This is a genomic window from Bacillus sp. EKM206B, assembly GCF_011066015.1.
Taxonomy (GTDB): domain Bacteria; phylum Bacillota; class Bacilli; order Bacillales; family Bacillaceae; genus Bacillus; species Bacillus velezensis.
On sequence record NZ_JAAMNL010000017.1, the window covers coordinates 16,270 to 41,100 of the forward strand.

Annotated in this window: 23 protein-coding genes and 1 riboswitch; of the genes, 6 read left to right on the top strand and 17 right to left on the bottom strand. The window is 44.0% G+C overall.

The genetic code is table 11. From position 1 onward, the window contains the following. Nucleotides 1-20 precede the first annotated feature (20 nt). The 11 genes from G9F50_RS19415 to G9F50_RS19465 all read right to left on the bottom strand — a co-directional run bounded on the left by G9F50_RS19415 (nt 21) and on the right by G9F50_RS19465 (nt 10,175). The gene (locus G9F50_RS19415) at nt 21-1,025 is read right to left on the bottom strand and encodes a sensor histidine kinase (protein WP_060562045.1); all 1,005 of its coding nucleotides are present in this window, start codon (nt 1,023-1,025) and stop codon (nt 21-23) included. Then, nucleotides 1,018-1,713, bottom strand: a complete 696-nt coding sequence (locus G9F50_RS19420; protein ID WP_014305616.1) for a response regulator transcription factor — start codon at nt 1,711-1,713, stop codon at nt 1,018-1,020. Before G9F50_RS19420 ends, G9F50_RS19415 begins: the two co-directional genes overlap by 8 nt. Before the next feature lie 63 nt (nt 1,714-1,776). Beyond that, complete coding sequence (locus tag G9F50_RS19425) at nt 1,777-3,087, bottom strand: ABC transporter permease (RefSeq protein ID WP_015240422.1); 1,311 nt, start codon at nt 3,085-3,087, stop codon at nt 1,777-1,779. Beyond that, nucleotides 3,077-3,772, bottom strand: a complete 696-nt coding sequence (locus G9F50_RS19430; RefSeq protein ID WP_060562046.1) for an ABC transporter ATP-binding protein — start codon at nt 3,770-3,772, stop codon at nt 3,077-3,079. The genes G9F50_RS19425 and G9F50_RS19430 overlap by 11 nt, the downstream gene beginning before the upstream one ends. Before the next feature lie 15 nt (nt 3,773-3,787). Further along, nucleotides 3,788-4,768 carry a hypothetical protein gene (locus tag G9F50_RS19435; protein ID WP_060562047.1) on the bottom strand — a complete coding sequence of 327 codons (981 nt, stop codon included), beginning with the start codon at nt 4,766-4,768 and terminating at the stop codon, nt 3,788-3,790. Between the two features lie 36 nt (nt 4,769-4,804). Continuing rightward, nucleotides 4,805-5,791 (bottom strand): ABC transporter permease, encoded by a 987-nt coding sequence (locus G9F50_RS19440; protein WP_060562048.1) that lies wholly within the window; start codon nt 5,789-5,791, stop codon nt 4,805-4,807. A gap of 15 nt (nt 5,792-5,806) precedes the next feature. Next, nucleotides 5,807-6,793 carry an ABC transporter permease subunit gene (locus G9F50_RS19445; protein WP_060562049.1) on the bottom strand — a complete coding sequence of 329 codons (987 nt, stop codon included), beginning with the start codon at nt 6,791-6,793 and terminating at the stop codon, nt 5,807-5,809. Continuing rightward, nucleotides 6,787-7,665 carry an ABC transporter ATP-binding protein gene (locus tag G9F50_RS19450; RefSeq protein WP_007613240.1) on the bottom strand — a complete coding sequence of 293 codons (879 nt, stop codon included), beginning with the start codon at nt 7,663-7,665 and terminating at the stop codon, nt 6,787-6,789. Before G9F50_RS19450 ends, G9F50_RS19445 begins: the two co-directional genes overlap by 7 nt. Beyond that, nucleotides 7,658-8,050, bottom strand: a complete 393-nt coding sequence (gene ytrA, locus G9F50_RS19455) for a GntR family transcriptional regulator YtrA (protein WP_003152275.1) — start codon at nt 8,048-8,050, stop codon at nt 7,658-7,660. Before ytrA ends, G9F50_RS19450 begins: the two co-directional genes overlap by 8 nt. Before the next feature lie 347 nt (nt 8,051-8,397). Continuing rightward, the gene (locus tag G9F50_RS19460) at nt 8,398-8,670 is read right to left on the bottom strand and encodes a YtzC family protein (protein ID WP_003152272.1); all 273 of its coding nucleotides are present in this window, start codon (nt 8,668-8,670) and stop codon (nt 8,398-8,400) included. A 392-nt stretch (nt 8,671-9,062) separates the two neighbouring features. Continuing rightward, nucleotides 9,063-10,175: an ArsR/SmtB family transcription factor gene (locus tag G9F50_RS19465; protein ID WP_060562050.1), complete on the bottom strand. Its 1,113-nt coding sequence runs from the start codon at nt 10,173-10,175 to the stop codon at nt 9,063-9,065. Between the two features lie 440 nt (nt 10,176-10,615). Here G9F50_RS19465 and G9F50_RS19470 point away from each other — a divergent pair, with 440 nt between their 5' ends. From G9F50_RS19470 to G9F50_RS19485, 4 genes are all read left to right on the top strand, one after another. Then, on the top strand, nt 10,616-12,283 hold the full coding sequence (locus tag G9F50_RS19470; protein ID WP_060562051.1) for an MFS transporter: 1,668 nt from the start codon (nt 10,616-10,618) through the stop codon (nt 12,281-12,283). 86 nt (nt 12,284-12,369) lie between these two features. Continuing rightward, the gene (gene mnmL / locus G9F50_RS19475) at nt 12,370-13,338 is read left to right on the top strand and encodes a tRNA modification radical SAM protein MnmL/YtqA (RefSeq protein ID WP_007408822.1); all 969 of its coding nucleotides are present in this window, start codon (nt 12,370-12,372) and stop codon (nt 13,336-13,338) included. Next, the gene (mnmM, locus tag G9F50_RS19480) at nt 13,335-13,916 is read left to right on the top strand and encodes a tRNA 5-(aminomethyl)-2-thiouridylate-methyltransferase MnmM (protein WP_060562052.1); all 582 of its coding nucleotides are present in this window, start codon (nt 13,335-13,337) and stop codon (nt 13,914-13,916) included. Before mnmL ends, mnmM begins: the two co-directional genes overlap by 4 nt. Before the next feature lie 122 nt (nt 13,917-14,038). After that, on the top strand, nt 14,039-14,233 hold the full coding sequence (locus tag G9F50_RS19485) for a hypothetical protein (RefSeq protein WP_003152265.1): 195 nt from the start codon (nt 14,039-14,041) through the stop codon (nt 14,231-14,233). Nucleotides 14,234-14,250: 17 nt separating this feature from the next. Here the strand turns inward: G9F50_RS19485 and G9F50_RS19490 are convergent, their stop codons facing one another. The 3 genes from G9F50_RS19490 to G9F50_RS19500 form a co-directional block, all read right to left on the bottom strand. Beyond that, the gene (locus tag G9F50_RS19490; RefSeq protein ID WP_060562053.1) at nt 14,251-15,060 is read right to left on the bottom strand and encodes a glycerophosphodiester phosphodiesterase family protein; all 810 of its coding nucleotides are present in this window, start codon (nt 15,058-15,060) and stop codon (nt 14,251-14,253) included. A gap of 110 nt (nt 15,061-15,170) precedes the next feature. After that, nucleotides 15,171-16,250, bottom strand: a complete 1,080-nt coding sequence (locus G9F50_RS19495) for a tetraprenyl-beta-curcumene synthase family protein (protein WP_025285155.1) — start codon at nt 16,248-16,250, stop codon at nt 15,171-15,173. Nucleotides 16,251-16,270: 20 nt separating this feature from the next. Then, a complete protein-coding gene (locus G9F50_RS19500) occupies nt 16,271-17,050 on the bottom strand; it encodes an alpha/beta hydrolase (protein ID WP_003152261.1) in 780 nt (259 codons plus the stop codon). A gap of 46 nt (nt 17,051-17,096) precedes the next feature. Between G9F50_RS19500 and G9F50_RS19505 the strand changes: the two genes are divergently transcribed. Further along, nucleotides 17,097-17,612: a gamma carbonic anhydrase gene (locus tag G9F50_RS19505; RefSeq protein WP_025285156.1), complete on the top strand. Its 516-nt coding sequence runs from the start codon at nt 17,097-17,099 to the stop codon at nt 17,610-17,612. Nucleotides 17,613-17,790: 178 nt separating this feature from the next. Here G9F50_RS19505 and alaP read toward each other — a convergent pair whose 3' ends face one another. From alaP to metK, 3 genes are all read right to left on the bottom strand, one after another. Then, nucleotides 17,791-19,194: an alanine permease AlaP gene (alaP, locus tag G9F50_RS19510; RefSeq protein WP_007408827.1), complete on the bottom strand. Its 1,404-nt coding sequence runs from the start codon at nt 19,192-19,194 to the stop codon at nt 17,791-17,793. 205 nt (nt 19,195-19,399) lie between these two features. After that, entirely contained in the window at nt 19,400-21,298 is a 1,899-nt protein-coding gene (asnB, locus tag G9F50_RS19515) for an asparagine synthase (glutamine-hydrolyzing) (RefSeq protein ID WP_003152255.1), read from the bottom strand. A gap of 143 nt (nt 21,299-21,441) precedes the next feature. Next, complete coding sequence (gene metK / locus G9F50_RS19520; RefSeq protein WP_003152253.1) at nt 21,442-22,644, bottom strand: methionine adenosyltransferase; 1,203 nt, start codon at nt 22,642-22,644, stop codon at nt 21,442-21,444. 169 nt (nt 22,645-22,813) lie between these two features. Further along, nucleotides 22,814-22,953, bottom strand: a riboswitch (SAM riboswitch). A 197-nt stretch (nt 22,954-23,150) separates the two neighbouring features. Between metK and pckA the strand changes: the two genes are divergently transcribed. After that, nucleotides 23,151-24,734: a phosphoenolpyruvate carboxykinase (ATP) gene (gene pckA, locus G9F50_RS19525; protein WP_007408828.1), complete on the top strand. Its 1,584-nt coding sequence runs from the start codon at nt 23,151-23,153 to the stop codon at nt 24,732-24,734. Nucleotides 24,735-24,831: the final 97 nt, after the last annotated feature.

Sequence of the window (24,831 nt, forward strand, 5' to 3'; positions counted from 1 at the left end):
AAAAGCATGTGACACTTTTGTCACACGCTGAACATGCTGACGGCATCGTTCTGTTTCGGAAACACCAAGGTAAAAACCGTGCCGCTTTCCGGCTCAGAGCGCACGCTGATCCGGATAAGAAGCGGAGCCGCGGCTTTTTGAGCCAAATACAGGCCCATCCCCGTTGACGCGTGATCACGCCTCATTCGCGTCGAGGTAAATCCCTTTTCAAAAATGCGCGGAAGATCTTTGGGCTCGATGCCGATGCCGCGGTCTTCGATATCCACATGCACCCGGCCGTTTTGTTCATAGCTTTTTACGGTAATGTCATCCGCCTCACTGTATTTGACGGCATTGCTTAACAGCTGCCTGATGATGAAGGAAAGCCATTTTCCGTCACTGTGAACGTCTGGTGAATCAAGCTGAATGTCAAACCCGATCCCTTTTTGTATACACCAAGATTGCAGATTTTTAATTTCTTTGAAAACGAGCGGTCTGAGCTGAATGCGCTGGAATGATAAATCATTTTCAATAAAGGACAATCGTTTCTGATGAAGCTGCTGATCCAGGAGATGGTGAATCCGCAGCCATTCATACAGCAAAGGGGCTTTCAGCTGATGTTCATCAAGGCGCTCGATCATGAGATGCATCGCTGTCAGCGGTGTTTTGACCTCGTGAATCCATGACATCAGATCGTCCTTTTCATGCTCTGACGCCGCCTGAAGATGAAGGGAGCTTTTTCTTAACTGCTCTGTCTGCCCTTCAATGCTTTCTTCAACGATAGACTCAAACGGACTGTCAGGCGCTTTCAGATAAGACATGTCTAAATTGGCGTCCCACTCTCTTAAGCTTTTATAATAGGCGGTCTCTTTACGATAGCGGAACAAGAGAAATACAAGAAACACAAGAAGCGACAGGTAAACAAAATACAACACTGAAAGAAACGGAATAGACGGATCAATATATGCCGCAAAAAGGAGCACAGCCTGCTGCAAAAGAAACATCGCGATCCAGCTCTTTCTTTCGAGCAGAAATGATTTAATCATAAAGACCGTCTTCTTCCTTTGCGATGTATCCCTGCCCCACCTTGGTTTCAATCATTTTCCCGATGCCTAATTGATCGAGTTTTTTCCGCAGCCGGTTGACATTCACCGTCAGCGTATTATCACTGACGAAACGCTCATCATTCCATAGGCTTCTGATGAGTTCTTCCCGGCTGACGATTTTATTTTTCTGCTCAGCCAGCAGTTTTAAGATCAGCATTTCGTTTTTGGTCAGCTCGACCGAACCGTTTTTACGGCTGACCGTGTTGGTTTCTGTGTCAATGACCGCCCCGCACCATCTTTTCATCAGCGCAGGTTCTGTGCCGTATTGATGCACACGGCGGAACACCGCCTGTATTTTCGCGATTAACACATCAAAGTGAAAAGGCTTCTGAATAAAATCATCTGCCCCGAGCTGCATCGACATGACCATATCCGCGGGATGATCGCGCGAGGACAAAAAGAGAATCGGCACGTTTGATTGGGAGCGTATCATTCTGCACCAATGAAAGCCGTCAAATTTCGGCAGCTGTACATCAATGATCACCAAATCAGGCTTGATTTCGGTAAACTCCCGGATGACCCGGCTGAAATCTTTTATTCCGTGCACCGCAAATGACCAGCCCGTTAATCTCTCTTTCATCTCGTGAAATAAAGTGTTATCATCTTCTATTAACAAAATGTGAAACATGGTATCCGCCCTTTTCTGATAGATAGAGGAAAAACCGGCTGATGTCCAGCCGGCTTTTTTCCTTTACAGTTCTCTTCTTAATGCAGTCAGAACGTTGGTTTTTGTCGCTTTGCGGGCCGGATTCATACCGGAAATCACCGCGACCCCCGCACAAATGACAACTGCGATCACAACGAGGCTGAGCGGGATATAGGAGAAGGTATAATGAAGATCTTCAGCTCCGGTATTTCCCCCTACCGCTTTCAAGATAACCGGCACAGCCAGATTGACGGCAAAACTCACTCCGTAAGAAATGATAATCCCGATGACAGAACCTAATATCCCGATATAGGCGCTTTCCATCAGGAACATTCTGCGGATGATGGACGGGCTTGCGCCGATCGCTTTCATAATCCCGATTTCCTGCGTTCGTTCCGTCACCGCCATCGTCATCGTATTGAAAATACCGATGGCAGAAATCACGACGGCGATAAAGCCGACAAAGATCAGGCCGATTTTAAAGACGAGGAAAAAGGTGTTGACGCCCTTCAGCTCGGTTGTGACAGATCTGACATAAAAGCCGTCATCCGTGAGGTCATGGGTAAGCTGATCGACATGATCGAATTTGTCCGCATACACATTGATGCTTTTTTCCGCATTTCCATTCTTCAGATCCAAGAATGTTGAGAAGTCTTTCTTGAATTGATCACTCACAAAAATATTTGTATCCTCCATCCAATCTTGGGACGGTTTTTTTGTAATTCCGACTACTTTAAAGTCGTACGTTTTCGTTTTCTCAACGTCTCCGTCTTTGTTTGTTTTGGAGATGCTCAGCTGTATCGTTTTATTAAGCAGGTCTTTCGTATAGCCTTTTGGTTTTTTCACCTCCGACATGTCGCCTTGGTGATCATTTAACTCTTTGTCGTAAGCGTCAGCCTCTTTTTTCGTCAATAGGTTCTTCGCAAAATCATAGCCGACCACGATTTCATTCTCTGTACGGGCGACTCTTCCCTGATCAAGCTCCATATTGGCTTTGACTTCATCGTTCATGTTTGTCAGCACAATGGCTGAATCTTCATTGGTTCGGTTTCCCAATGACGCTTTGTTCGGTTCATACACTTGTGTTCTTTCAACGACAGACTTGACATTTTTATACTTTTCCAAGTCTGATTTCTTCACGGCTTTTCCGTTCTCTTGGCCGAGCACGTTGATTTCCGTAACAATCTGCTGGCTCATCGTAATGTCTGTAATCGTTTTTTGGATGCCGAATCCGACGGAAGCCAGCACCACTAAAAACGCGCACGCCATTGTCGTCGCCAGCACCGTCATGAAAACACGCAGCCGGTTTTTCTTCATATTTCTTCTGATAAAGTGAATCTGATCCTTAAATCTCAACAGTAACGCCCCCTTTTAATACACCGTCATGCAGCTGGAATTTTGAATGCGCGATCGAAGCGACTTCATCGTCATGCGTAATGATGACAAATGTAATCCCGCGCTCCCGGTTCAGCTGCTGAATTAATGCAAGCACCTCAAGTTCCGTTTCTGAATCAAGGCTTCCCGTCGGCTCATCAGCTAAAATAATTGTCGGATTTAAAATCAGGGCTCTTGCAATACTGACACGCTGCTGCTGGCCGCCTGACAGCTCATTCGGATAATGATTCGCATGATTCTCAAGTCCGACCCGTTTCAGCATGTCCGCGACTTTCTGCTTGCGTTCAGACGGTTTGACGCCTTTTAAGGCAAGCGGCATTTCAACATTTTCATAGGTTGTCAGACTCGGAATGAGCTGAAAACTTTGAAAAATAAAGCCGAAATGCCCGAGGCGGAACTGCGCCCACTCTTTTTCACTGAAGCCCGTCACATCAGTGCCGTTAATGACGATACGGCCCTTCGTCGGCGCTATGTATCCGGATATTAAATTCAGAAGCGTTGATTTTCCGGAACCGCTCCGACCGACGATACAGGCAATTTCCCCTTTTTCAACGGCCAAAGAGACATCCTTCAATACCGGAACCTCACTCTCTCTGCCTTTCCTGCCGATTTTAAATGAATGATCAATATGCTGTACTTCTATCACGTACACCACTCCCCCTTATATCTGTTTCGTTTTTTTATAGATGAAGTAATAACTGATGAAAAACCCGATAACCGCGCCGATAAGCATGCCGAATATGTAACCGGTATACGAACCGTTATAAGCATATCCGCATACCCCCGCACTTCCCAGCATACTGAGCACCATGACGAGCACTTGAATGGTGCGTTCAATGTGTTTGCTTAGGATAAAATGTCCGCTTCGTTCACTCGGCATTTTCAGGAAATTCACATAGCCGAATAGATAGAAACAACATCCCATTAATGCGGAGATGAACAATGCGTGTTTCATATAATACATCCATGATGTATGGATGTAAGCGGCAGGCATGAAATAGATCAGAAATCCGCTCCAAGGGAAATCAATATCGGGCACAGCCTGCCTGCCAAAAAGGAACTCAGCGTTTAACAGGTAAATCGTCATAACCACGATCGGAAAGACGGAAACCGTGAACGCCGTGATCAGCTGCGCCGCTAAATTGCCCGTTATCGTGCCGGCAGCTGTCACTAATGCATAAATCATCAAGCTGATGACCAGCATCCCTGCGCTGAATGATTGAAAATGATGGACAGCGTCAGGTTTAAGCGCTAGAAACAATAGGTCAGATACTCCGTAAGAAACAAACTGCGAGCCGGCTAACACGGCTGCTCCCAAGAAAAACTTCGTATGAAATATCCGGCTTCTCGAATACGGAAGACTCAGTGTAAACATCCTTTCAGCCCGGCCTCCTCTTATCAGAAAAAGCCCCATCATAACCGGAGGAATGAAATGAAGCCCAATCAAATTCCGATTGCTGTAATCAATGCTGAACGTACAAACTGAACCTGAATATTGATGAAGCGCACTCAAACAACCCTTATAGTGAAAATACTCATTTATAATTGCCAAAGGGCCTAAAATAGCTAAGAACCCCGCTGTAAGAAGCAGCAGCGTCTGCCGCTGCTTCCATTCTTTATAAAGCAAACCGCTAATCGGCACCTTGCCTTCCTCCAAACTGCTCATTTTCAAACGGATCTACATATGCTTTGACTTCCTGTAAACCGTAAAATAACTGATGAAAAACCCGATAACCGCGCCGAAGATAATGCCGGCTAAATAGCCGAACATCGTGTCTGTGACCCCATATCCGAAAACGCCGAAACCCATAACAGCAAAGGCAATCACCAAGATCTGCACCGGACGGTCCAATTTTCTCCAAAGAAAGAATCTGCCGTTCCGTTCATTCGGATGTTTCAGAAAGCTGACGTAACCAATCAGATAAAAGACAAGGCTCATCACAATCGGAATGATTAAAACCAAATCCCTTTCTCTGATCCAGTCGTTAAACACATATCCAATAGGGGTTACAAATATAAAAAGACGGGATTCGATATAACTGCTGATAAAAGAAAATTGACTTCCCACACTAATATCGAAAACGACCTCCAAATTCGCGGCCGGCAGACCGATGAGTAAAAAGGGCAGAACCGTGACGGTAAACGCCGTTAACAGCTGGGCGAATATCTGTCCCGTTAATGCGCCGGATGCCATTAACAAGGCGTAAGCCATAAAACTGATGACAATCATTCCGATTGAAAAATGATCAAAATCGTACGTATGGCTCGGTTTCAGCAAAGATATCAGCAATGACGCCGCTCCATAGCCTATCGCCTGAGGAACAACAATGACTGCTGCGCCAAGCCAAAATTTCGTCTGAAAGATTTGGCCTCTGCTGTAAGGCATGCTTAACAAAGCATCCATCGTTCCCTTTGTCCGTTCCAAGCCTAATAAGAAGACGGCAATGATGACACTCACAATCCAGCTGAAGGAAAGAGGCGACCCATTTGTATAATTGACAACGAATTCACAATCTTGAAGAGCTTGGTTATTCATACATTCTTGATATGTTGAGTAGTTGTTATAAACCAAAAAAGGGTTTGCCGCCATTAAAAGAATGCCGCTGCATAAAAACAACCACTGATTTTTCTTCCATTCTGTGTACAACAATCCCCGCGGTATCATTCCGGTCCTCCTCTCTTACACATGCTTCGTTTTTTTATAAATCACAAAATAACTGACTAAAAATCCGACCGCTCCCCCGACAATCATCCCGGCCACATACCCTGTCATCGTATGTCCCGTCGAGTACCCCGCCAGGCCAAAACCGAGAACGGCGATTATGATCACCACAATCTGAATGGGCCGGTCAAGCTGTCTCCAGAGGAAAAAACGGCCGTTCCGTTCCACCGGCTGCCTGACATAGCAAAAGTACCCGATGGCATAAAATACAATGCTCATCACTGCCGGGATGAGTAATATATACTTGCTGGCAGATACCCAATCTGTATCAATGTACATGATCGGGTTTAAGTATTGAAAAAGATTGTATACTTTGATATAAGCATCGACTGACGGCATCAGCTCATACATGCCGGCTCCGAAGATGACTTCTACATTGGACAGCGGCAACGTAATAATCAGGTAAGGCGCTATCGACACAGCAAACGCCGTTAACAGCTGGGCGAACGTATTCCCCGTTAAGCAGCCTGCACTCGCGACCAATGTAAAAGCCAAAACACTCACAATAATCTCTCCGACGCTGTAATGGTGGAAGAAATATACGCGCTCAGGCTTTAACAGAAGAATGAGCAGTTCAGCCAGCCCGTAGCCGATCACCTGAGCGCCGGTAATGATCGCCGCCCCGAGCCAAAATTTAGTGTGAAACACCTGAGCGCGGGAATAAGGCAGACTGAACAGCGTATCAATCGTACCTTTCGTACGCTCCAGTCCGAATAAGCAAACCGCTAAGATGACAGCGGGCGCCCAGTTCAAGTTCAGCATTCCGCTATCCAAAGAATTCACATAAAAGTTACAATATGCTTCCGGGGTGTCCAGACAGCCTTGATAAACCAGATAGGTATTTAACACTTCAAATGGATTGACCGCGGCTAAAAAAAGGCCGACCATCACAAGAACAGTTCGATTCTGCACCCATTCCCTGTACAGCAATCCCCTGTCTACCATCTTCGGTTCCCTCCAAACTTCGCGATGAAGACTTCTTCTAAGTTCACAGGAAGCTCGTTCCATACTTTCGGCTGCAGCTCTTGCAGAAAGTTCTTTTTCTTCTCATCGTTCTTTTGAATCAGCACCGTATAAAACACACCGGCATGGTCGAGAATCGGTATGTTTTGTTCTCTGATCTTCAAGGCGACGTTTTCTTCAAATGCCATTTGGATTTTCATGTACTCTTCCTTCATATCATCCAAGTCCATCACATTCGTCAGCTGATTTCCTTCCAAAAACCCGATCCGGTTGCACATTCGCTCAATATCTTCTAAACGGTGTGAGGTAATCAGAATGCTCGTTTCCCGTTCAGCCACTTCATCCACCATAAGCTGCAGCACGTCATGACGCGTTACGGCGTCAATTCCGTCCGTCGGTTCATCCAAAAGAATAAGTGCCGGGCGTGAAGCAAAGGCAAGGACGAGCGCAAGCTGTTTTTTCAGGCCTGTTGATAATTCACGGTATTTCTTCGTTTCCGGAATGCCGTACCTGTTCATCAGCTCATTGGCGTAAGTCACATCAAAATTCGGATAGATTCTGCTTACAATCGCAACAAGCTGTTTATATGTATACTTGTCATAAAAAGGATTTTCAACAGGCATATAAATGATGTTCTGTTTTACTTTCGGATGCCGCTTTATTTCCACCTGATTAAATAAAACAGTCCCTTGATCCGGCAGGAGAATCTGCTGAATGAGCCGAAGCAGTGTTGTTTTCCCTGATCCGTTTCGCCCGAGCAGCCCGAAAATTTCCCCTTTTCCGATGGTGAGCGAAATATCCTTGAGCACTTCTTTACCGTCTATCGTTTTTGAGAGATTCCGCAATTCAATCATGATCCTTGCCTCCTTTCACATCAGCGCTGATTTCCTTTATCCATTCCTGCAGCTTCTCCAGCTCAACTCCCGCGTAATGGGCATCGATGATGAGCTGTTTCAATTGCTCTTTTATCATCGTCATCTTCCCTTCAACCAATGTCGTTTTTGCATTCTCCGATATATACGTTCCTCTTCCCCTCAGCGTTTCAATGACACCATCGCGTTCGAGCTCCTTGTACGCTTTGCTGACTGTGTTCGGATTGGCGATAATGATCGTTGCCAATTCCCTGACAGAAGGAAGTTTATCCCCCGGCTTCATGATCCCTTTTAAACAAAGCTCTTTCAGTTGCTGTATGATCTGCTCATAAATCGGAGTTGAGCTTCTCGGATCGATTTGAATCATTTACTTCCCTTCTTTCTTTTACGAGCTGCTCTCTTTCTTTAAATGTTCTGCCATTGAAAACCGATGACGACAAGAACGACAAACAGACTGCTGGCCAAAACCGAGGCGGCGATAATAAGAGGCACATCTTGTTTTACGGATCTTTTGTTTTTCATGAAAGTTCCCCTTCCCTATGCTTAACATTTATATGTCGATTTCATTTTTTGAGTGTTTTATGTGTATTACATCAAGTAGTACACGTAATACAATAAACACACTCCGCCCTATTGTCAATTCTTTTTTCAAAAGAAATACAAAAAAACCCGCCGGGATTCCGGCAGGTTTGCTGACCATTTGAGACGGCGAGGTCAGTAATCAAAATTACGCTGCAAAATCATATTGTTTTGCAAGGTCTGCAGCTGCAATCTCATTCGATAAAGCTGCTCTCTTTGCTGATCATTCGCAGATAATGACAGCTTGTTTAATTCATTCACCGCGTTTTCAAGCATCATTTGCGCTTCACTGTACTCATTATCATTATAATGCTCTTGTTTCGAAGCGGTCATAAATTGCTCATTCGCAAATTCATACGCCTGTTCGCTTCTTTGGAGATGTTCATCTACTGATTGTCTTGTTGCCATTAAACAGTCCTCCTATTGATAATGTCATATCAATAGTATTTCTTATTCCAAATAAATTCTCACAAGAAATTTCAGGTAATTCATACACAAGACAGAGATGGTATAAAATACGATTAAATGTAAAACTTAATCAAGACAGAATTAACTCTTTATAAAAATCCTTCATTTTAGAACGATAACTTAATTCTTCTATTAAAAAAATTAAAATTTTCCCACATCACTCACAAGATCTTCGGTTCGCTTTAAATTGTTCACCATCAAATTATCTTTTTTGTGTAAAACACCCAGGATTCATCTTATTTTTTAGGGTATCCAATTCATTAGACGATCTGTTTTTATTAGCTTTAATTATCATCCCGAAACTAACACCAACTATAAAACCAAAACCTTTTTTACTCATCCCCATCTAAGCCTGGAACAGCTTTAAATTTTTTCAACAAACCGTTCAAAAGAGAATCGAATTTAGAAGAATTAAGATAATAGTATGTTTTATTTTGATTTCTCGTACTCTCAACTAAACCTTGCAACGTCAAAATTCTCATATGGTGTGAAATCGTTGCGTTGGTTAAATTTAGCTGTTCAGCAATCTCATTAGCATACATTTTTTTATGACTAAGTAAAATTAATATCTTGAACTTACTTTTATCCGATAAAAGCTTCAAAAAATCAATGATATGATTAATCTCAGCTTTCTCCAATGTATTTTCAAAAATTTCATCAACTTTATACCCCAGTCCAACATAAATGTTTTCTTCACTTTTCGTAATAGTTGCAGTGTAAGGTAAAAGTGTTGGATATATATTAATATAATTACAAGATAAGTATTCCTTACCTTTTAACGTACTGATTATCTTTTTTGGAAAATCCATATTTATGTTTTTTAATTGATTCATCCACTCATCTCTAAATTTAATTAAATTATACATCGCCTCGTTAAGATAACCATTCACCAACATTAATTTATTGCAAAATTGATCTACATAAGTTTTAGGAGATTTCATTACCTTAAATATGATCCACTTGTATTCGGGCTTTATATTTAAATTATTAAGTAGCTCAAATAAACTTTCCCTATCATTTAAATACTGTTGGGTAGATGTTTCCATTTTAAGATCTCCTTGTAAATAAATTAGAGACTCTAAAATATTTTTTCTTATCTCTTTTTCTGTAACTACAGACAAATAATCAATAATTTCAAAAAAATCTTTCGTATAAATTTGTGGGATTTTAAAAAAGGTTGTGGCTAAACAAAAAATATTTGCATTCCTAACATCTTTGTAGTCGCAAAAGCTGCCAAAATAAAAATTTAAAAACTCACTATCTAACTCTTTTATTCTTTTAAGGTCATCTAGTAATACAGAATATTCATTATCTAAATTTAACCCCAATTTGGTTGTATAATCTTTGAAGAATTCCTCGTGTTTCAAGAATAGAATAGAGGATATCTTGTCAAAGAATTCTGAAACACTGTCATTAATTATTAACCGCACTTTTTCACACCCCATAAAGTCTTTTTCCACAAGGAAAACGTTGTACTATCTTCATGCCAGACATTTTACATTTTTAATATTATCAATCAAAAGGGAACTTTCAAAGAATATTCATTTCTAATTTTAAAGAATTTCCTTTAAGCACATACCTGACTGAGCATTATCAAGAGCAGTCCTAGATTTATTAGACTTGCCTCACCTCTTGCTGAGTGTTCTCCTCATGTCACACTCTTCAGAAATCCTTAATCATCTCAGCTAGTTTACAGGTCAATTTTAGCTCTTATTGAGTTATTTCAAGTTACAAAATTGTTGAATTATAAAAATATGATTTCGAGAAAAGTGGATGAAAAAAACAATTTATGAATAATATTGACACCTCTTAAGATTACATTTATCATGTTTTTAGATATATATCGAATTTAAATTTAGATTAATATCTAATGGAGGTTGTAGGTTTGAATTTTCAAAAATTAATTATTCTATCTGCATTATTATTAGGTACATTCATTTCAGTAATGGACACCACTATAGTAAATATTGCCTTACCTAAGATGCTGGATTACTTTTCGAGCAACCTTTCTCAAGTAGCTTGGGTGGCTACAGGTTATACTTTAGCTTTTGCAGTATTATTAGTAGGTGCCTCAAAACTGGCAGACCATTTTGGGAGAAAAAAAGCTTTTATATTTGGATTAGCACTTTTTATTTTGACATCAGTTATTGCCTGTTTGAGCACTTCAATTGAAATGCTTATCGCAATTAGAGTGATTCAGGGACTATCTGCTGCTTTTATTGTACCTGTTACAATGCCTATAGCTTTAGCTATCGTACCTCAAAATAAAAAAGGAATGATCATTGGAATCTGGGGTGCTTTCTCAGGATTAGCAGCTACATTAGGACCTGTACTTGGAGGATTATTAACTGAAAATTTTAATTGGCAAGCTATCTTCTTCATAAATATTCCTTTAGGTCTGATTTCTCTTTTTTTAGCAGCATTTTTTATTACTGAGAGTTATGATGAAACAGTGAGCAAAAAAATTGATTACATGGGGATTCTTATTTTATCCGGAGCTCTCTTCTGTTTAACCTTTGGCTTTGCAAAAGTATCTGACTTAGGCTGGTCATCACCAGTAATTATCTCTCTTTTTGTAATCTCTGTATTATTATTCTGTTTGTTTTTCTTTATTGAATCTAAAATTAAAAACCCGATGATTCCCTTATCCATGCTGAAGATACGTACGTTTAGTTTCAGTTCTTTCACCCTCTTTATGCAGGGCCTTGGATTAACAAGCGGTACCCTTATTATTACTTTACTCCTCACGAATTTAATGGGAAAAACCGAATTAGAAGCGGGGTTAATTGTTTCTACATTAGCTCTATCATCTATGTTTACCTCTGTACTTTCTGGAAAGCTATCTGATAAACTCGGGGGCATTTGGCTTTCGGGTCTAGGTATGCTCGGTTTAACAATCACAACATATTTATATGGATACATACGATACGACAGTTCTATAACGTCAGTAATTATTCTGTTATGTTTGACCGGCTTAGCTTTAGGGCTTGTAATAGGACCAGCAATGAGTTCAGGGATACGGCTTATTCCTCCTGAGAAAGTAGGAATTGCCTCAGGTATTCTTAATATGATGCGGACAGTTGGACAAGCGCTAGGCATTGCCATACTTACATCTGTGCTTACAATGAATATAAATGATCACACAGCTACTGCGAAAAAAGAAGCCATTAAAATTGTGGAAAGCAATCAGGTTTTTGATAAAAATGCAAAGAACGAGATAATAACTCACTTAAAGCATTCAGACAGTAAAGGTTTCGATCGAAGCAAAAGTATTGCTGAATTAAACAAAAAAGAGGAAGAAATTCTCTCTATAACCCCGGATCCGTATAAAGAAAAAGTACAAAAAAGCTTCAATATTCAAAAGAAGGAAGTTATGGCTATCCAGAAAAAAATTTCAAATTTATATAATGAAAAAATAAGTGACAGTTTTAATAATACATTCAAAGTAGGCAGTGTAATTCTTATTTTAGGAATTATTTTTGCATTGTTCAGTGATATTTCTCCAAAACGTTTAAAACAACAACAGAAAAACCAGGTAGATATTACGTCTTGACCGTTCCATAATTGTTTCATTGTTCCGCTCCATCATTCATGCTACAATTTTAGGATGCATCTGATGTGAGGGAGGCTTTTTGAACATTGAACGAGAATAACCCTTTTCCTTATTCAAATACGGAAAAACGGTACCATACATTAAATTATCATCTGCGGGAGCATTTCGGGCATAAAGTGTTTAAAGTCGCGCTTGACGGCGGTTTTGACTGCCCGAATCGTGACGGCACGGTTGCACACGGAGGCTGCACATTCTGCAGCGCGGCGGGCTCCGGCGATTTTGCCGGCAATCGGGCCGATGACTTACTCACGCAATTTCACGATATCAAAAACCGCATGCACGAAAAGTGGAAAGACGGCAAATATATCGCATATTTCCAAGCGTTCACGAATACGCATGCTCCGGTAGAGGAGCTGCGAGAAAAATTCGAATCCGTCCTCAAGCTTGACGGCGTTGTCGGCATGTCGATCGCGACCCGTCCGGACTGCCTTCCGGACGATGTCGTGGAATATTTGGCCGAACTGAATGAGCGGACGTATTTGTGGGTTGAACTCGGGCTGCAGACCGTGCATGAGCGGACCGCCCTTCTGATCAACCGCGCCCATGATTTTGACTGCTATGTTGAGGGCGTCAATAAACTGAGAAAACACGGCATCCGCGTTTGTTCCCATATCATTAACGGGCTTCCGCTTGAAAACAGGGACATGATGATGGAGACGGCCAAAGCCGTCGCTGATTTGGATGTGCAAGGCATTAAAATTCACCTGCTTCACTTATTAAAAGGCACACCGATGGTGAAGCAATATGAAAAAGGAAAGCTGGAGTTCCTTTCTCAAGAAGAATATGTAAGTCTTGTATGTGATCAGCTCGAAATCATTCCCCCGGAAATGATCGTTCACCGCATTACGGGAGACGGGCCGATCGAATTAATGGTCGGACCGATGTGGAGCGTCAATAAGTGGGAAGTACTGGGCGCCATTCAAAAAGAGCTGGAAACACGGGGAAGCTATCAAGGAAAGCTCTTCAGAAAAATCGGGGAGGAGACCGCCCTATGACCTTGATGCACATCCTCCCTTTCAGTAAAGAATTGCTGAAGTCCGCCGCACAGGAAGGTGATATCACGGTTGACGCGACGATGGGCAACGGACATGATACATATTTCCTGGCCGGCCTTGTCGGTGAGACAGGACATGTCCATGCCTTTGATATTCAAGCGGACGCACTCGTTAAAACGAGGGAGCGGCTCGGTGCCGACTTCAGTCCGCGCGTCACGCTTCACCATAAGAGCCATGATCAAATAAAGGCATCGCTGCCTGAGGATGCGCACGGACGTGTGGCTTGCGCCGTGTTTAATCTCGGCTATCTGCCCGGCGGTGATAAAAGCATTACGACAAACGGCCACTCAACCATTTCCGCGATCGAACAGCTCCTTGAACTGCTGAAGGAGAACGGGCTGATCGTTCTCGTTGTGTACCACGGGCATCCTGAAGGCAAGACGGAAAAAAGTGCATTACTGGAGTACTGCAGCAATCTTGATCAGGAAAAAGCGCGCGTGCTGAGCTACGGCTTTCTCAACCAGCGAAACGACCCGCCGTTTATTATAGCGATTGAAAAGAAATCTGCCGGCAAATAAAGAATCGGCCTGTCATAAGCGGGCCGATTCTTTTTGTGTTTACTTTTTCTGAAAAATCAATTACTATGAAGTAATGGAAAAAAGTTCATCTTTTAAGTGTAACATCTGGGAGGAGCGGCAGTTTGAATATTCTTCGCATCATATTTTCAAGTGTTCCCTATGTGATGTTCGTCATCATTTTATCAAGACATTTAGGATTTGAGTTCGCAAAAACCTATTACTGGTGGTTTGCTGCATTTTTTGTCATCGGGCTGATCGGCAAATTCGCAATGCACCTTGCGGCAAAAAAGAAACCGTTAAAAAAAGAGACAGCGTAAAATGCGCATGTCTCTTTTTATTTACTGTTTTGCAGCACGCCGCGTGTATAAGCGGGATTGTTCGTAAAGACACCATCTGCTTTTTGTTTCAGCATAATAGGCGTCAGCGTATGCTCGTCTTCCTTATCAAAAAACACGTGCACTTTCATCTTATTGTGATGAATGCGCTTCACGACTGCTTCATTTGCCAATTTGGCGTTGAGCCCGACTGTATCAGCATACGTTTTGATGGTTTGCAGCTGCTTATCATTTATCTCCTCAGCCTCGTTATCTTTTAATAATCGAACAAGAGGAACTTTTTTATCCATAGATCGAACTTTCTTTAAGCTCTTCCCGCTAAAAGACTCAATGACTGCTTTATGGCTGGAAATCAGCTTATGTTTTTGTAATATGTCAATCAGTTTCTTTTCCATCACCAGGCTGCCGTTGCTTTCTCTTGTCTCAATATAGTAATTGGCAGTTTGTCCGAATTTCTGTATGATTTCTTCTAATGTTAAAATCTTTTCTCCTTTTCCCGCATTCAATTTCTTAATCTGAGCCAAAGACAGATCATCTGTCATCCCTTTACCATCTGTTGTCCGATCTACCGTTTTATCGTGAATTGCAATCAGACGGCCGTCCTTCGTCTCCCGTAAGTCTATCTCAATATAATCTGCTTTGTCTTTAATCGCACGTGCATAAGACAAAGCTGTATGTTCCGGCTCAATCGCAGAAGAGCCCCTGTGCGCTATCAAGACAGGATGATAGCCGGCGGAAGCATGGATGACGGAGCAGCCTCCGGAAATGGAAAGTAATGCTATGACCGCTAAATACTTTAATTTTTTCATAAAATTAAAGTATCATATTCTGCAGGCGCAAACAATGTTTCATTTCATACTTCACGTCATAAATAAAAAACTGCGCCGTCATGATTTACACGAGAGGCGCAGTTCACCCATTACGAACTTTTCGTCCAAGCCATCTTCTGAAATTTGCGGTAGGCTCTTCCGTTGATATAAAAGAAAAATGACGTTTTCCCGCTTGCCCTGATCAGCTTTCGCGCGAGGCGGCCCATTTCTTTTTGGCCGGCGACTTTGTCATCGGATAAATAGACGCCGAGCAGCCCCCTGTTGATCAGCCGATGAAAATTTTCATGCGGAATGCCTTGCAAATGTTCATCCGCTTTTTCAATAAAATGCTGCAGTCTCTGCATCATTTCTTCATGAGACTGATAATACGTACAGAAATTCAGATCGCCTTCAAGCAGATCCTCTTCCTGGTCAATTAAATAATCGAGCAGTATGTGCAGCCCTTGTATGTACGGAAAATAACTGCTGCGGATTTTCTCAGCGGTATGTTCGTTAAAATCAGGCTGGAATGAGTAAGCAACGAGACAGAAAATACCTAACGTCGATCCGGCGCAGGCCGAGAACTCAAACCACTCCATTTCCGGAAGCTGTGACCGGTACTGCTCAAACCAGCCTTTAAGCCTCGGAACGCGTTCATGCTCAACGACATGCTTATGAACCTGAAGATCGCAATAATAATCACACAGCTCAAGCAAATAAGGTTTAATGATACCGTAATGTTCTATTGACCCGAGCACCCGCTGGCATGTTCTGACCAGCTCATGAAGATAACCGCCGTCATCCCGCTCGTCTCTGTACTGATAGTACGGCCGCACTTCGGCACCGACCGTCAGCGCGTCACGCATGGAGAGATGAAGCATGCGGAAGTCCTCGGGATCAAGCGAGGTGCTGCGGTCGCACAGATTGTCCAGATAATCACTGATTGTCTGATACGCGATGATAAATTGCACGCATTTCTGTTTCTGCTCTCCCGAAAGCAAGGCTAAAATGCCGCCGCCTTCACAATGAAATGATTTATCGCGGATACTTGCGGCCGCCTGCTGCCGCAGTTCGGTATTTTTAATGGAATCTGATTTTTCCCGCCACATGTTCAATTCCTGATGAACGAGCGGAAAAATTTCCCGATACACTTTTGCCATAAGGTTAAAAGGATGTTCCGGTACTGTCAACATATGCACCCCCAGCGAATTCAAATATACTGATCTGTAAAGGCTTTTGCCGCCTTAAACACAGTTTCTCTTTCCGGTTCATTAAAAATTTCATGATAAAGCCCTTCCCATTCCCGGTACGATTTATTATGGGAAGCCACACCGGAAAACCATTTGCGGACCTTCATTTTATCGACGATTTTGTCATCTCCGCCCTGCATAAGCAAAAGCGGCACCTTTAAAAACGCATCAGTCGGCACCATAGCGGCATCAATGGTTTTTAAAAGCTCTCTGTACCATCTTACGGATACCTTCGTGACATATAAAGAATCGTTTTGATCCGCTTCAATCATATCCGCATTCCTCGTTGCCATATCAGGTGATAAGCCGGAATCCACTCTGAGGGACGGAGCGAGGACGTTCAGTCCTTTAGACGCAAAATCAAGGACTTTATTGACTTTTATTTGCAGACCCAGACAAGGTGATGATAAAATGAGTGCCGTAATGCGGGGATTTCTCTGCTGCTTAAACCATTCTATCGCAATCAGTCCGCCCATGCTGTGGCCCAAAAGGAAAACGGGCGCTTCAAGCGTTCTCGCTTTATCAATCCATATATCTACTTCATCAATGTATTCTTGGAAAGAGCGAATATGCCCTCTGGCGCGGGTCGACGTTCCCTGACCGGGCAAATCGCCCATCACCACGTTATATCCGGAAGATCTCCACATTTCAACGAGCCATTTATAACGCCCGTGGTATTCGCTCGCCCCGTGGATAATGACAATGGTACCGACGGGCCTGTCTGCTTTCCAAGTCCACATGCAGTTCACCTCTTACATAAATTTAGAGAAAGAAGGATGAGACATGATAATCTACCCTTATAAACAATTTACGCCTGACATACATCCTGAAGCGTTCATTGCGGATAACGCCGTCATTACGGGCGACGTCGTGATCGGAGAACAATCAAGCATTTGGTTCTCAGCCGTCATCCGGGGGGATGTTGCGCCGACAAGGATCGGAAAAAGAGTCAGCATACAGGACTTGAGCTGTCTGCATCAAAGTCCGAACCGCCCGCTTCTTATTGAAGATGACGTCACGATCGGCCATCAGGTTACACTGCACAGCGCAATCATCAAAAAGAATGCTTTAATCGGTATGGGCTCCGTCATTCTTGACGGGGCGGAAATCGGAGAAGGCGCGTTTATCGGCGCCGGAAGTCTCGTTCCTCCGGGCAAAACCATTCCTCCCGGCTGTCTTGCGTTCGGCCGGCCCGCAAAGGTTATCCGCCGGCTGACAGAAGAAGACATACGGGACATGGAAAGAATCAGAACGGAATATGTTGAAAAAGGCCGATACTATAAAACACTGCAAGAGAAATAAAAATAGATCAGCTTTGTTTTACTACTGTACCATTTTTCAAAATATTATTTAAGTAAAAACCATTTGCATTCTCCCGATTGTCAGGAAACAGAAGCAAAATGTTCAGGAATTTGTTTTATTCTTTCCCCGCCGGCCCGATCCTATGAAAAAAAAGAGCCCATGTCCCGGGCTCTTTTTTTTACGCTTTTTCGGCGAATGTCTGTCCGTTTTCCAGACCTATGTCTTTTCTTTTATGGAAACCTTTCCCGTAATAGGCGGCTAATAATATGCCGAACCAGACAGGCCCGATGATGACGGCCACCCGGGTCTCTGCATTAAAAGCCATCAGCACAACGACAAAAGCGAGAAATGCCAGCGAGATATATGAGGAAAAGGGGTATAAAGGCATTTTATATTTGAGTTTTTTCCGTTGTTCCGGCTGTAAGCTTTTACGGTATTTCATTTGGGAAAGCAAAATAATCGACCATGTCCAAATCGCCCCGAACGTCGCAATGCTCGTCACCCACGTAAACACTTTCGCCGGCACCACGTAGTTCAGCAAAACGCCGATGCATAACGCGCCCGCTGAAACCAATACCGCTTTTCCCGGCACACCGCCTTTTGTGACCGTACCGTATGCTTTAGGCGCTTCATTTTGCTCCGCCAGATTGAACAGCATGCGCCCCGTGCTGAAGATCCCGCTGTTGCAGGAAGAAAGGGCCGCCGTCAATACGACAAAATTAATGATTCCGGCTGCAGCCGGTATTCCGATTTTTTCAAATGTCAAAACAAACGGGCTTCCGCCTGAACCGATTTCCTGCCACGGATAAATTGACATAATGACAAACAAAGCTCCGACGTAAAAAATGAGAATGCGCCAAAAAACAGTATCTATGGCCCGCGCCAGTGATTTTTCCGGATTTTTGACCTCACCGGCTGTGACACCGATCAGCTCAATCCCGAGATAGGCAAACATGACCATTTGAAGCGACAGCAGCACCCCTTTAATCCCATTCGGGAAAAAGCCGCCGTGGCTCCATAAATTGCTGATTCCGAGTGCAACGCCTCCGTTTCCGAGGCCGAATACGATCATCACCAGACCGATCGCGATCATTGACAGAATCGCCAAAACTTTAATGAGCGCAAACCAGAATTCAAGCTCACCGTACGCTTTAACCGCCAGAAAGTTGACAGCCGTCATAATGACGAGTGCACAAAGCGCCCAGATCCATGACGGCACGTCAGGGAACCAGTAGCCCATATAAATGCCGACCGCGGTGATTTCCGCCATGCAGGTAACAACCCATAAAAACCAATAATTCCAGCCTGTTAAAAACCCGGCAAGCGGACCGAGATAATCTCTGGCATATCGGCTGAATGAGCCGGCTACAGGCTTTTGAATCGCCATTTCCCCTAATGCCCGCATAATAAAAAACATAATCAGCCCGCTGCAGGCGTAAGCGGCTAAAATCCCCGGCCCGGCAAGCTTTATGGCAGAAGCCGACCCGAGAAACAGCCCGACTCCTATCGCGGCGCCCAACGACATAAGCGAGATATGCCGCTCTTCCAAGCCGCGGTGAAGCGTTTTTTCTTTGTTTTGCATAACTCTCCCTCCCCCTGATTTTGACAAAGAAACACAAACCGAGACGAAATAGCCAGAAAACACTTTCCGGAATCTACCCGATTAGTCCTATTATAACCTTTTTCTGAATATTGCGTAATACTTTGTCGAAAACAGAGCGGAATAGACGGTTTACAAAAAAAAACAATAGAAAAAAGGCTTTCGATAACATCGAAAGCCTTTTGGATTAAACGAAAATGACTTCTTTCGGCTGATGATTCAGCTCTTCCGGCACCAGTCTTTTTTCAACATTGATGCTGTGCCAGATCATGAAGATCAGGACGGTCCAGATTTTGCGGCTGTTGTCCGCTCTGTCGGCACAATGATCTTCCAGAAGCTGAAGGACATAATCCTTTTCAATATAAGCATCTGTTTCACTTTCACGAATGATGTTGCGAACCCATTCGTTCATTTCATTTTTCAGCCAGTGGCGGATCGGCACAGGGAAGCCGAGCTTTTTGCGGTTAAGCACATGATCAGGCACTACCCCTTCAGCAGCTTTGCGCAGAAGGTATTTCGTCGTGCCGTTTTTCGTTTTCAGTTCATCCGGAATTTTAGAAGCCACGTCAAACACGACTTTATCAAGGAACGGCACGCGCAGTTCCAAAGAGTTGGCCATCGTCATTTTGTCAGCCTTTAACAGGATGTCGCCGCGCATCCACGTATGGATGTCAACATACTGCATTTTATTAATGTCGCTGTATGAACGGCTTTCCGTAAAGTACGGCTTCGTGACATCACGGTATGAAAGCTCTGGATTGTAATGTTTGAGCAGCTGTTTTTTCACGGGCTCTTCAAAAATCTTCGCATTACCGATATAACGCTCCTCAAGCGGTGTGCAGCCGCGGACTAAGAGGCTTTTCCCTCTCATTCCTTCCGGCATGACGGACGCCACATGAAGAAGCATTTTTTTCAGACCGGACGGAATGCGTTCAAACGGTTTAAGCGAAAGCGGCTCGCGGTAAATATTGTACCCGCCGAACAGCTCGTCCGCGCCTTCCCCGGATAACGCGACCGTTACATGTTTTTTCGCTTCTTTCGCGACAAAGTACAAAGGAATCGCCGCCGGATCTGCAAGCGGGTCATCAAAGTGCCAGACGATTTTCGGAAGCTCGTTCATATACTCCTCAGGAGAAATGACTTTGCTGATGTTTTCAATCCCGAGCGCGGCAGCCGTTTCCTTCGCTACGTCAACCTCACTGAAGCCCTGCTGCTCAAAACCGACGGAAAATGTTTTGAGGCTCGGGTGAAATTCTTTCGCAACTGAGACGATAAAAGAAGAGTCGATACCGCCGGATAGAAACGAACCGACAGGAACGTCACTTCTCATGTGAACTTTGACAGAGTCAAAGATTGCGTCTCTGACTTCTTTCACCAATTTATCTTCATCAGACTGAACAGGCTTAAAGTTCGCTTTGAAATATGTTTTAAACGCGATGTCGCCTTCCGGGCGGATCGTAAACTGGCTGCCCGGCTCGACTTTTTTCACTTCAGCGTCAAGCGTGCTCGGTTCAGGAACGAATTGGAAAGACATATATTGCTGTAAAGAAGCTGTATCAAGATCAATGCCGTTTTGAGCGGCCATTAAACTTTTTCTTTCAGATGCAAAATACACTTTGTCCCCGATGGTTGTGTAATACAGCGGTTTAATTCCGAACGGGTCTCTCGCGCCGTACATGACGCGGTCAGCTTTGTTCCAGATTAAAAACGCAAACATTCCGCGAAGCTTTGAAGCAGCTTCTTCTTTATAATGACGGTATGTCGCAAGGAGCACTTCGGTATCGGAATCTGTATTGAAAGTGTAGCCTTTCGCTTCAAGCTCTTCTCTCAATTCAATGTAGTTATAGATTTCGCCGTTAAAAATGATCCAATATTTTTCGTCTTCATATGATAAAGGCTGTCCGCCGTTTTCTACGTCAATAATACTGAGCCGTCTGAAGCCGAATCCGACGTGCTCGTCATGATAATACCCATCGCTGTCAGGACCGCGGTGAACGATCATTTGGTTCATTTGTTTGATTAGCTCTTCTTGATCTGCGGTTTGAGTTAATGGATGCTTATTAAAAACACCGACAAATCCACACATAGTATAGCCTCCATAAGTGTAATTTTCTAATTGGACCCCCTTTTTATAGACGCTTTGTTACGCCATTGGTTTCACGCTATGTAAAAAATAAGCATGGCAGCATCTACAAAAAGGGAAAGCCGCTTAAGTAAGCGGCTATAAAATTATTCTCCTAGTGCTTCTTTGCGAAGCGCATCCGCCTTGTCAGTACGCTCCCAAGGAAGATCAACATCATGACGTCCGAAGTGGCCGTAAGCAGCTGTCTGCTTATAGATCGGGCGGCGCAGATCAAGCATTTTAATAATGCCGGCAGGTCTCAGGTCGAAGTTATTCCGTACGACTTCGATCAGTTTTTCTTCAGAAGCTTTTCCTGTATCAAATGTATTGATGGAAATAGAAACAGGCTGTGCCACGCCGATTGCGTATGCAAGCTGCACTTCACAAGAATCAGCAAGACCTGCTGCCACGATGTTTTTCGCTACGTATCTCGCAGCGTATGCCGCAGAACGGTCTACCTTCGTCGCATCCTTACCGGAGAATGCGCCGCCGCCGTGGCGTGCATATCCGCCGTATGTGTCAACGATGATTTTACGGCCGGTCAGACCCGCATCACCTTGAGGTCCGCCGATTACGAAACGTCCCGTAGGATTGATGAAGTATTTTGTCTCTTCATCGATCAGTTCCTCAGGCACGACAGGGTTAATGACATGCTCTTTCAGATTGCGCTGAATCTGCTCAAGCGTAATTTCCGGGTGGTGCTGAGTTGAAATGACGATCGCGTCGATGCGGACCGGCTTGTTGTTTTCATCATATTCAACGGTAACTTGCGTTTTGCCGTCAGGGCGAAGGTACGGAAGAATGTCTTCTTTGCGGACTTCGCTCAAACGGCGGGCTAATTTATGCGCCAAAGAGATCGGAAGCGGCATAAGCTCTTTCGTTTCGTTACACGCATAACCGAACATCAGGCCTTGGTCTCCCGCTCCGATTGCTTCGATTTCAGCATCGCTCATTGTGCCTTCACGCGCTTCAAGAGCCTGATCGACACCCATTGCGATATCCGCAGACTGTTCATCAATTGATGTTAAAACAGCGCAAGTCTCCGCATCAAATCCATATTTGGCGCGTGTGTAGCCGATTTCTTTAATCGTTTCACGGACTGTTTTCGGAATGTCAACGTATGTTGATGTAGTAATCTCTCCGCTTACCAGCACAAGTCCTGTCGTTACAGATGTTTCGCAGGCTACGCGCGCGTTCGGGTCATTTTTTAAAATCTCATCTAAGATACTGTCAGAAATTTGGTCACAGATTTTGTCCGGATGACCCTCAGTAACAGATTCAGATGTAAATAGTCGACGGTTTTTACTCATTCACTTTTCCTCCTGAAAAAAGATCTTTTGCAAGACCTTTTCATATGATACGGAACTCGCTCCCTCTTAATACAATGTCATACTATATCAGAGAATGTTAATTGGCATATTTTATGAAATAAAAAAACCTTTTCCACTCGAGGAAAGGGTTTGGTCTGTGTGCCTTTCACTCTTATCGCTCAAGGAAAATATTAAACCTTGCATCAGGTTAGCACCTTGGTTTCCCACAGTGTTTTCACCTGCTTTTTTACAGAGAAACCGGTTGCTGGGCTTCATCGGGCCTGTCCCTCCGCCAGCTCGGGATAAGAGTATCCGCTCAATGAAATATCTTATCGTAAAAGGGCGGAAAGTGTCAATATGAATTAAAGCGATTACGCGCCTTTATTTCGGGAAGCAATGGAAAAACACAAACAAAAAACCGCAAATAGTATAGACTATTTTCAGATATATGTTATACTAATTCCACATTCAGCGAAATACAAATAAACCGGCAAAGGAAGGTTTTTATGAAATTAGTTGATTTAACCGCAGATCTTCAAGCATTACTTGCAAGTCCGAATGTGCATCATAATTTATCGGCTCCAAAACTTACCGAAAAAGTGATCAGCCGAAATGAAGGAACGCTGACATCAACGGGCGCCGTACGCGCCACCACCGGCGCATATACAGGCCGGTCACCTAAAGATAAATTTATCGTCCGTGAACAAAGCACAGAAAATCAAATTGATTGGGGCGCGGTGAATCAGCCCATTTCTGAAGAGGCATTTGAAAAGCTGTACGCCAAAGTCGTCAGCTACTTAAAACAGCGGGATGAACTGTTTGTTTTTGAAGGATTCGCGGGAGCGGATGAAAAATACAGACTCCCGATTACGGTCGTAAATGAATTTGCGTGGCACAATTTATTCGCGCGCCAGCTGTTTATCAGACCGGAGACGGATGAAAGAGACACGCAAGCGCAGCCTTTCACCATTCTCTCAGCTCCGCATTTTAAAGCAGATCCGGAGACGGACGGCACGCATTCGGAAACATTTATCATTGTCTCTTTCGAAAAGCGCGTCATTTTAATCGGCGGCACCGAATACGCCGGAGAAATGAAAAAATCAATATTCTCCATTATGAACTTCCTGCTTCCGCAGCAGGATATACTGCCGATGCACTGCTCAGCCAATGTCGGTGAAAAAGGCGATGTCGCCCTGTTTTTCGGCCTTTCCGGCACAGGGAAAACGACGCTTTCAGCCGATGCGGACCGCAAACTGATCGGCGATGACGAGCACGGCTGGTCAGATTCCGGCGTTTTCAACATTGAAGGCGGATGTTACGCTAAATGTATCAATCTGAGCGAGGAAAAAGAACCTCAGATTTTTCGTGCGATCCGCTTCGGGTCTGTTCTTGAGAATGTCGTGCTTGATGAAAAAACGGGTGAAGCGGATTACGACAATTCCTTCTACACGGAAAACACAAGAGCCGCATATCCGATTGAGATGATCGGCAATATCGTGCAGCCGAGCATTGCCGGCCATCCGCAGGCGATCGTCTTTTTAACGGCGGACGCATTCGGCGTGCTTCCTCCGATCAGCAAACTGACGAAGGAACAGGCGATGTATCACTTCTTAAGCGGGTACACCAGTAAACTCGCGGGAACCGAGCGCGGCGTGACATCTCCGCAAACGACTTTCTCGACGTGCTTCGGTTCACCGTTCCTTCCGCTTCCGGCGCATGTATATGCCGAGATGCTCGGGCATAAAATCGACGAACACGGCGTTCAAGTCTTCCTGGTCAACACAGGCTGGACCGGCGGAGGGTACGGAGTCGGAGAACGGATGAAACTTTCGTATACAAGAGCGATGGTCAAGGCCGCTATTGAAGGCAGACTGAACCAGACTGACATGACGGCAGACAGCATTTTCGGCCTGCGCAGTCCCGTTCATGTTCCGGGCGTGCCGGATGAAGTTCTTCAGCCTGAAAACACGTGGAGCGATAAACAAGCATACAACGAAAAAGCGCTGTTTTTGGCCAATGAGTTTAAAGAAAACTTTAAAAAGTTTTCCCATGCGGACTCGATTGCCAAAGCCGGCGGACCTCTCGTGTAATCAAAAAAGCCAAGGGCGTTGGGACTGCCCCCCCGTTTTTGAGACAGGGGTCAAAACACCTTTTAAACAGCCAATTGCCGATAGTTTATCGGTGATT

Bases quoted from the DNA above. Each gene is read 5' to 3' on its own strand.
- alaP (WP_007408827.1), bottom strand. From the start codon at position 19,194: ATGCAAAACAAAGAAAAAACGCTTCACCGCGGCTTGGAAGAGCGGCAT.
- asnB (WP_003152255.1), bottom strand. From the start codon at position 21,298: ATGTGTGGATTTGTCGGTGTTTTTAATAAGCATCCATTAACTCAAACC.
- G9F50_RS19500 (WP_003152261.1), bottom strand. From the start codon at position 17,050: ATGTGGACTTGGAAAGCAGACAGGCCCGTCGGTACCATTGTCATTATC.
- pckA (WP_007408828.1), top strand. From the start codon at position 23,151: ATGAAATTAGTTGATTTAACCGCAGATCTTCAAGCATTACTTGCAAGT.
- G9F50_RS19420 (WP_014305616.1), bottom strand. From the start codon at position 1,713: ATGTTTCACATTTTGTTAATAGAAGATGATAACACTTTATTTCACGAG.
- G9F50_RS19440 (WP_060562048.1), bottom strand. From the start codon at position 5,791: ATGATACCGCGGGGATTGTTGTACACAGAATGGAAGAAAAATCAGTGG.
- G9F50_RS19490 (WP_060562053.1), bottom strand. From the start codon at position 15,060: ATGAAAAAATTAAAGTATTTAGCGGTCATAGCATTACTTTCCATTTCC.
- G9F50_RS19450 (WP_007613240.1), bottom strand. From the start codon at position 7,665: ATGATTGAATTGCGGAATCTCTCAAAAACGATAGACGGTAAAGAAGTG.
- G9F50_RS19465 (WP_060562050.1), bottom strand. From the start codon at position 10,175: ATGGGGTGTGAAAAAGTGCGGTTAATAATTAATGACAGTGTTTCAGAA.
- G9F50_RS19460 (WP_003152272.1), bottom strand. From the start codon at position 8,670: ATGGCAACAAGACAATCAGTAGATGAACATCTCCAAAGAAGCGAACAG.
- G9F50_RS19445 (WP_060562049.1), bottom strand. From the start codon at position 6,793: ATGGTAGACAGGGGATTGCTGTACAGGGAATGGGTGCAGAATCGAACT.
- metK (WP_003152253.1), bottom strand. From the start codon at position 22,644: ATGAGTAAAAACCGTCGACTATTTACATCTGAATCTGTTACTGAGGGT.
- ytrA (WP_003152275.1), bottom strand. From the start codon at position 8,050: ATGATTCAAATCGATCCGAGAAGCTCAACTCCGATTTATGAGCAGATC.
- mnmM (WP_060562052.1), top strand. From the start codon at position 13,335: ATGACCTTGATGCACATCCTCCCTTTCAGTAAAGAATTGCTGAAGTCC.
- G9F50_RS19415 (WP_060562045.1), bottom strand. From the start codon at position 1,025: ATGATTAAATCATTTCTGCTCGAAAGAAAGAGCTGGATCGCGATGTTT.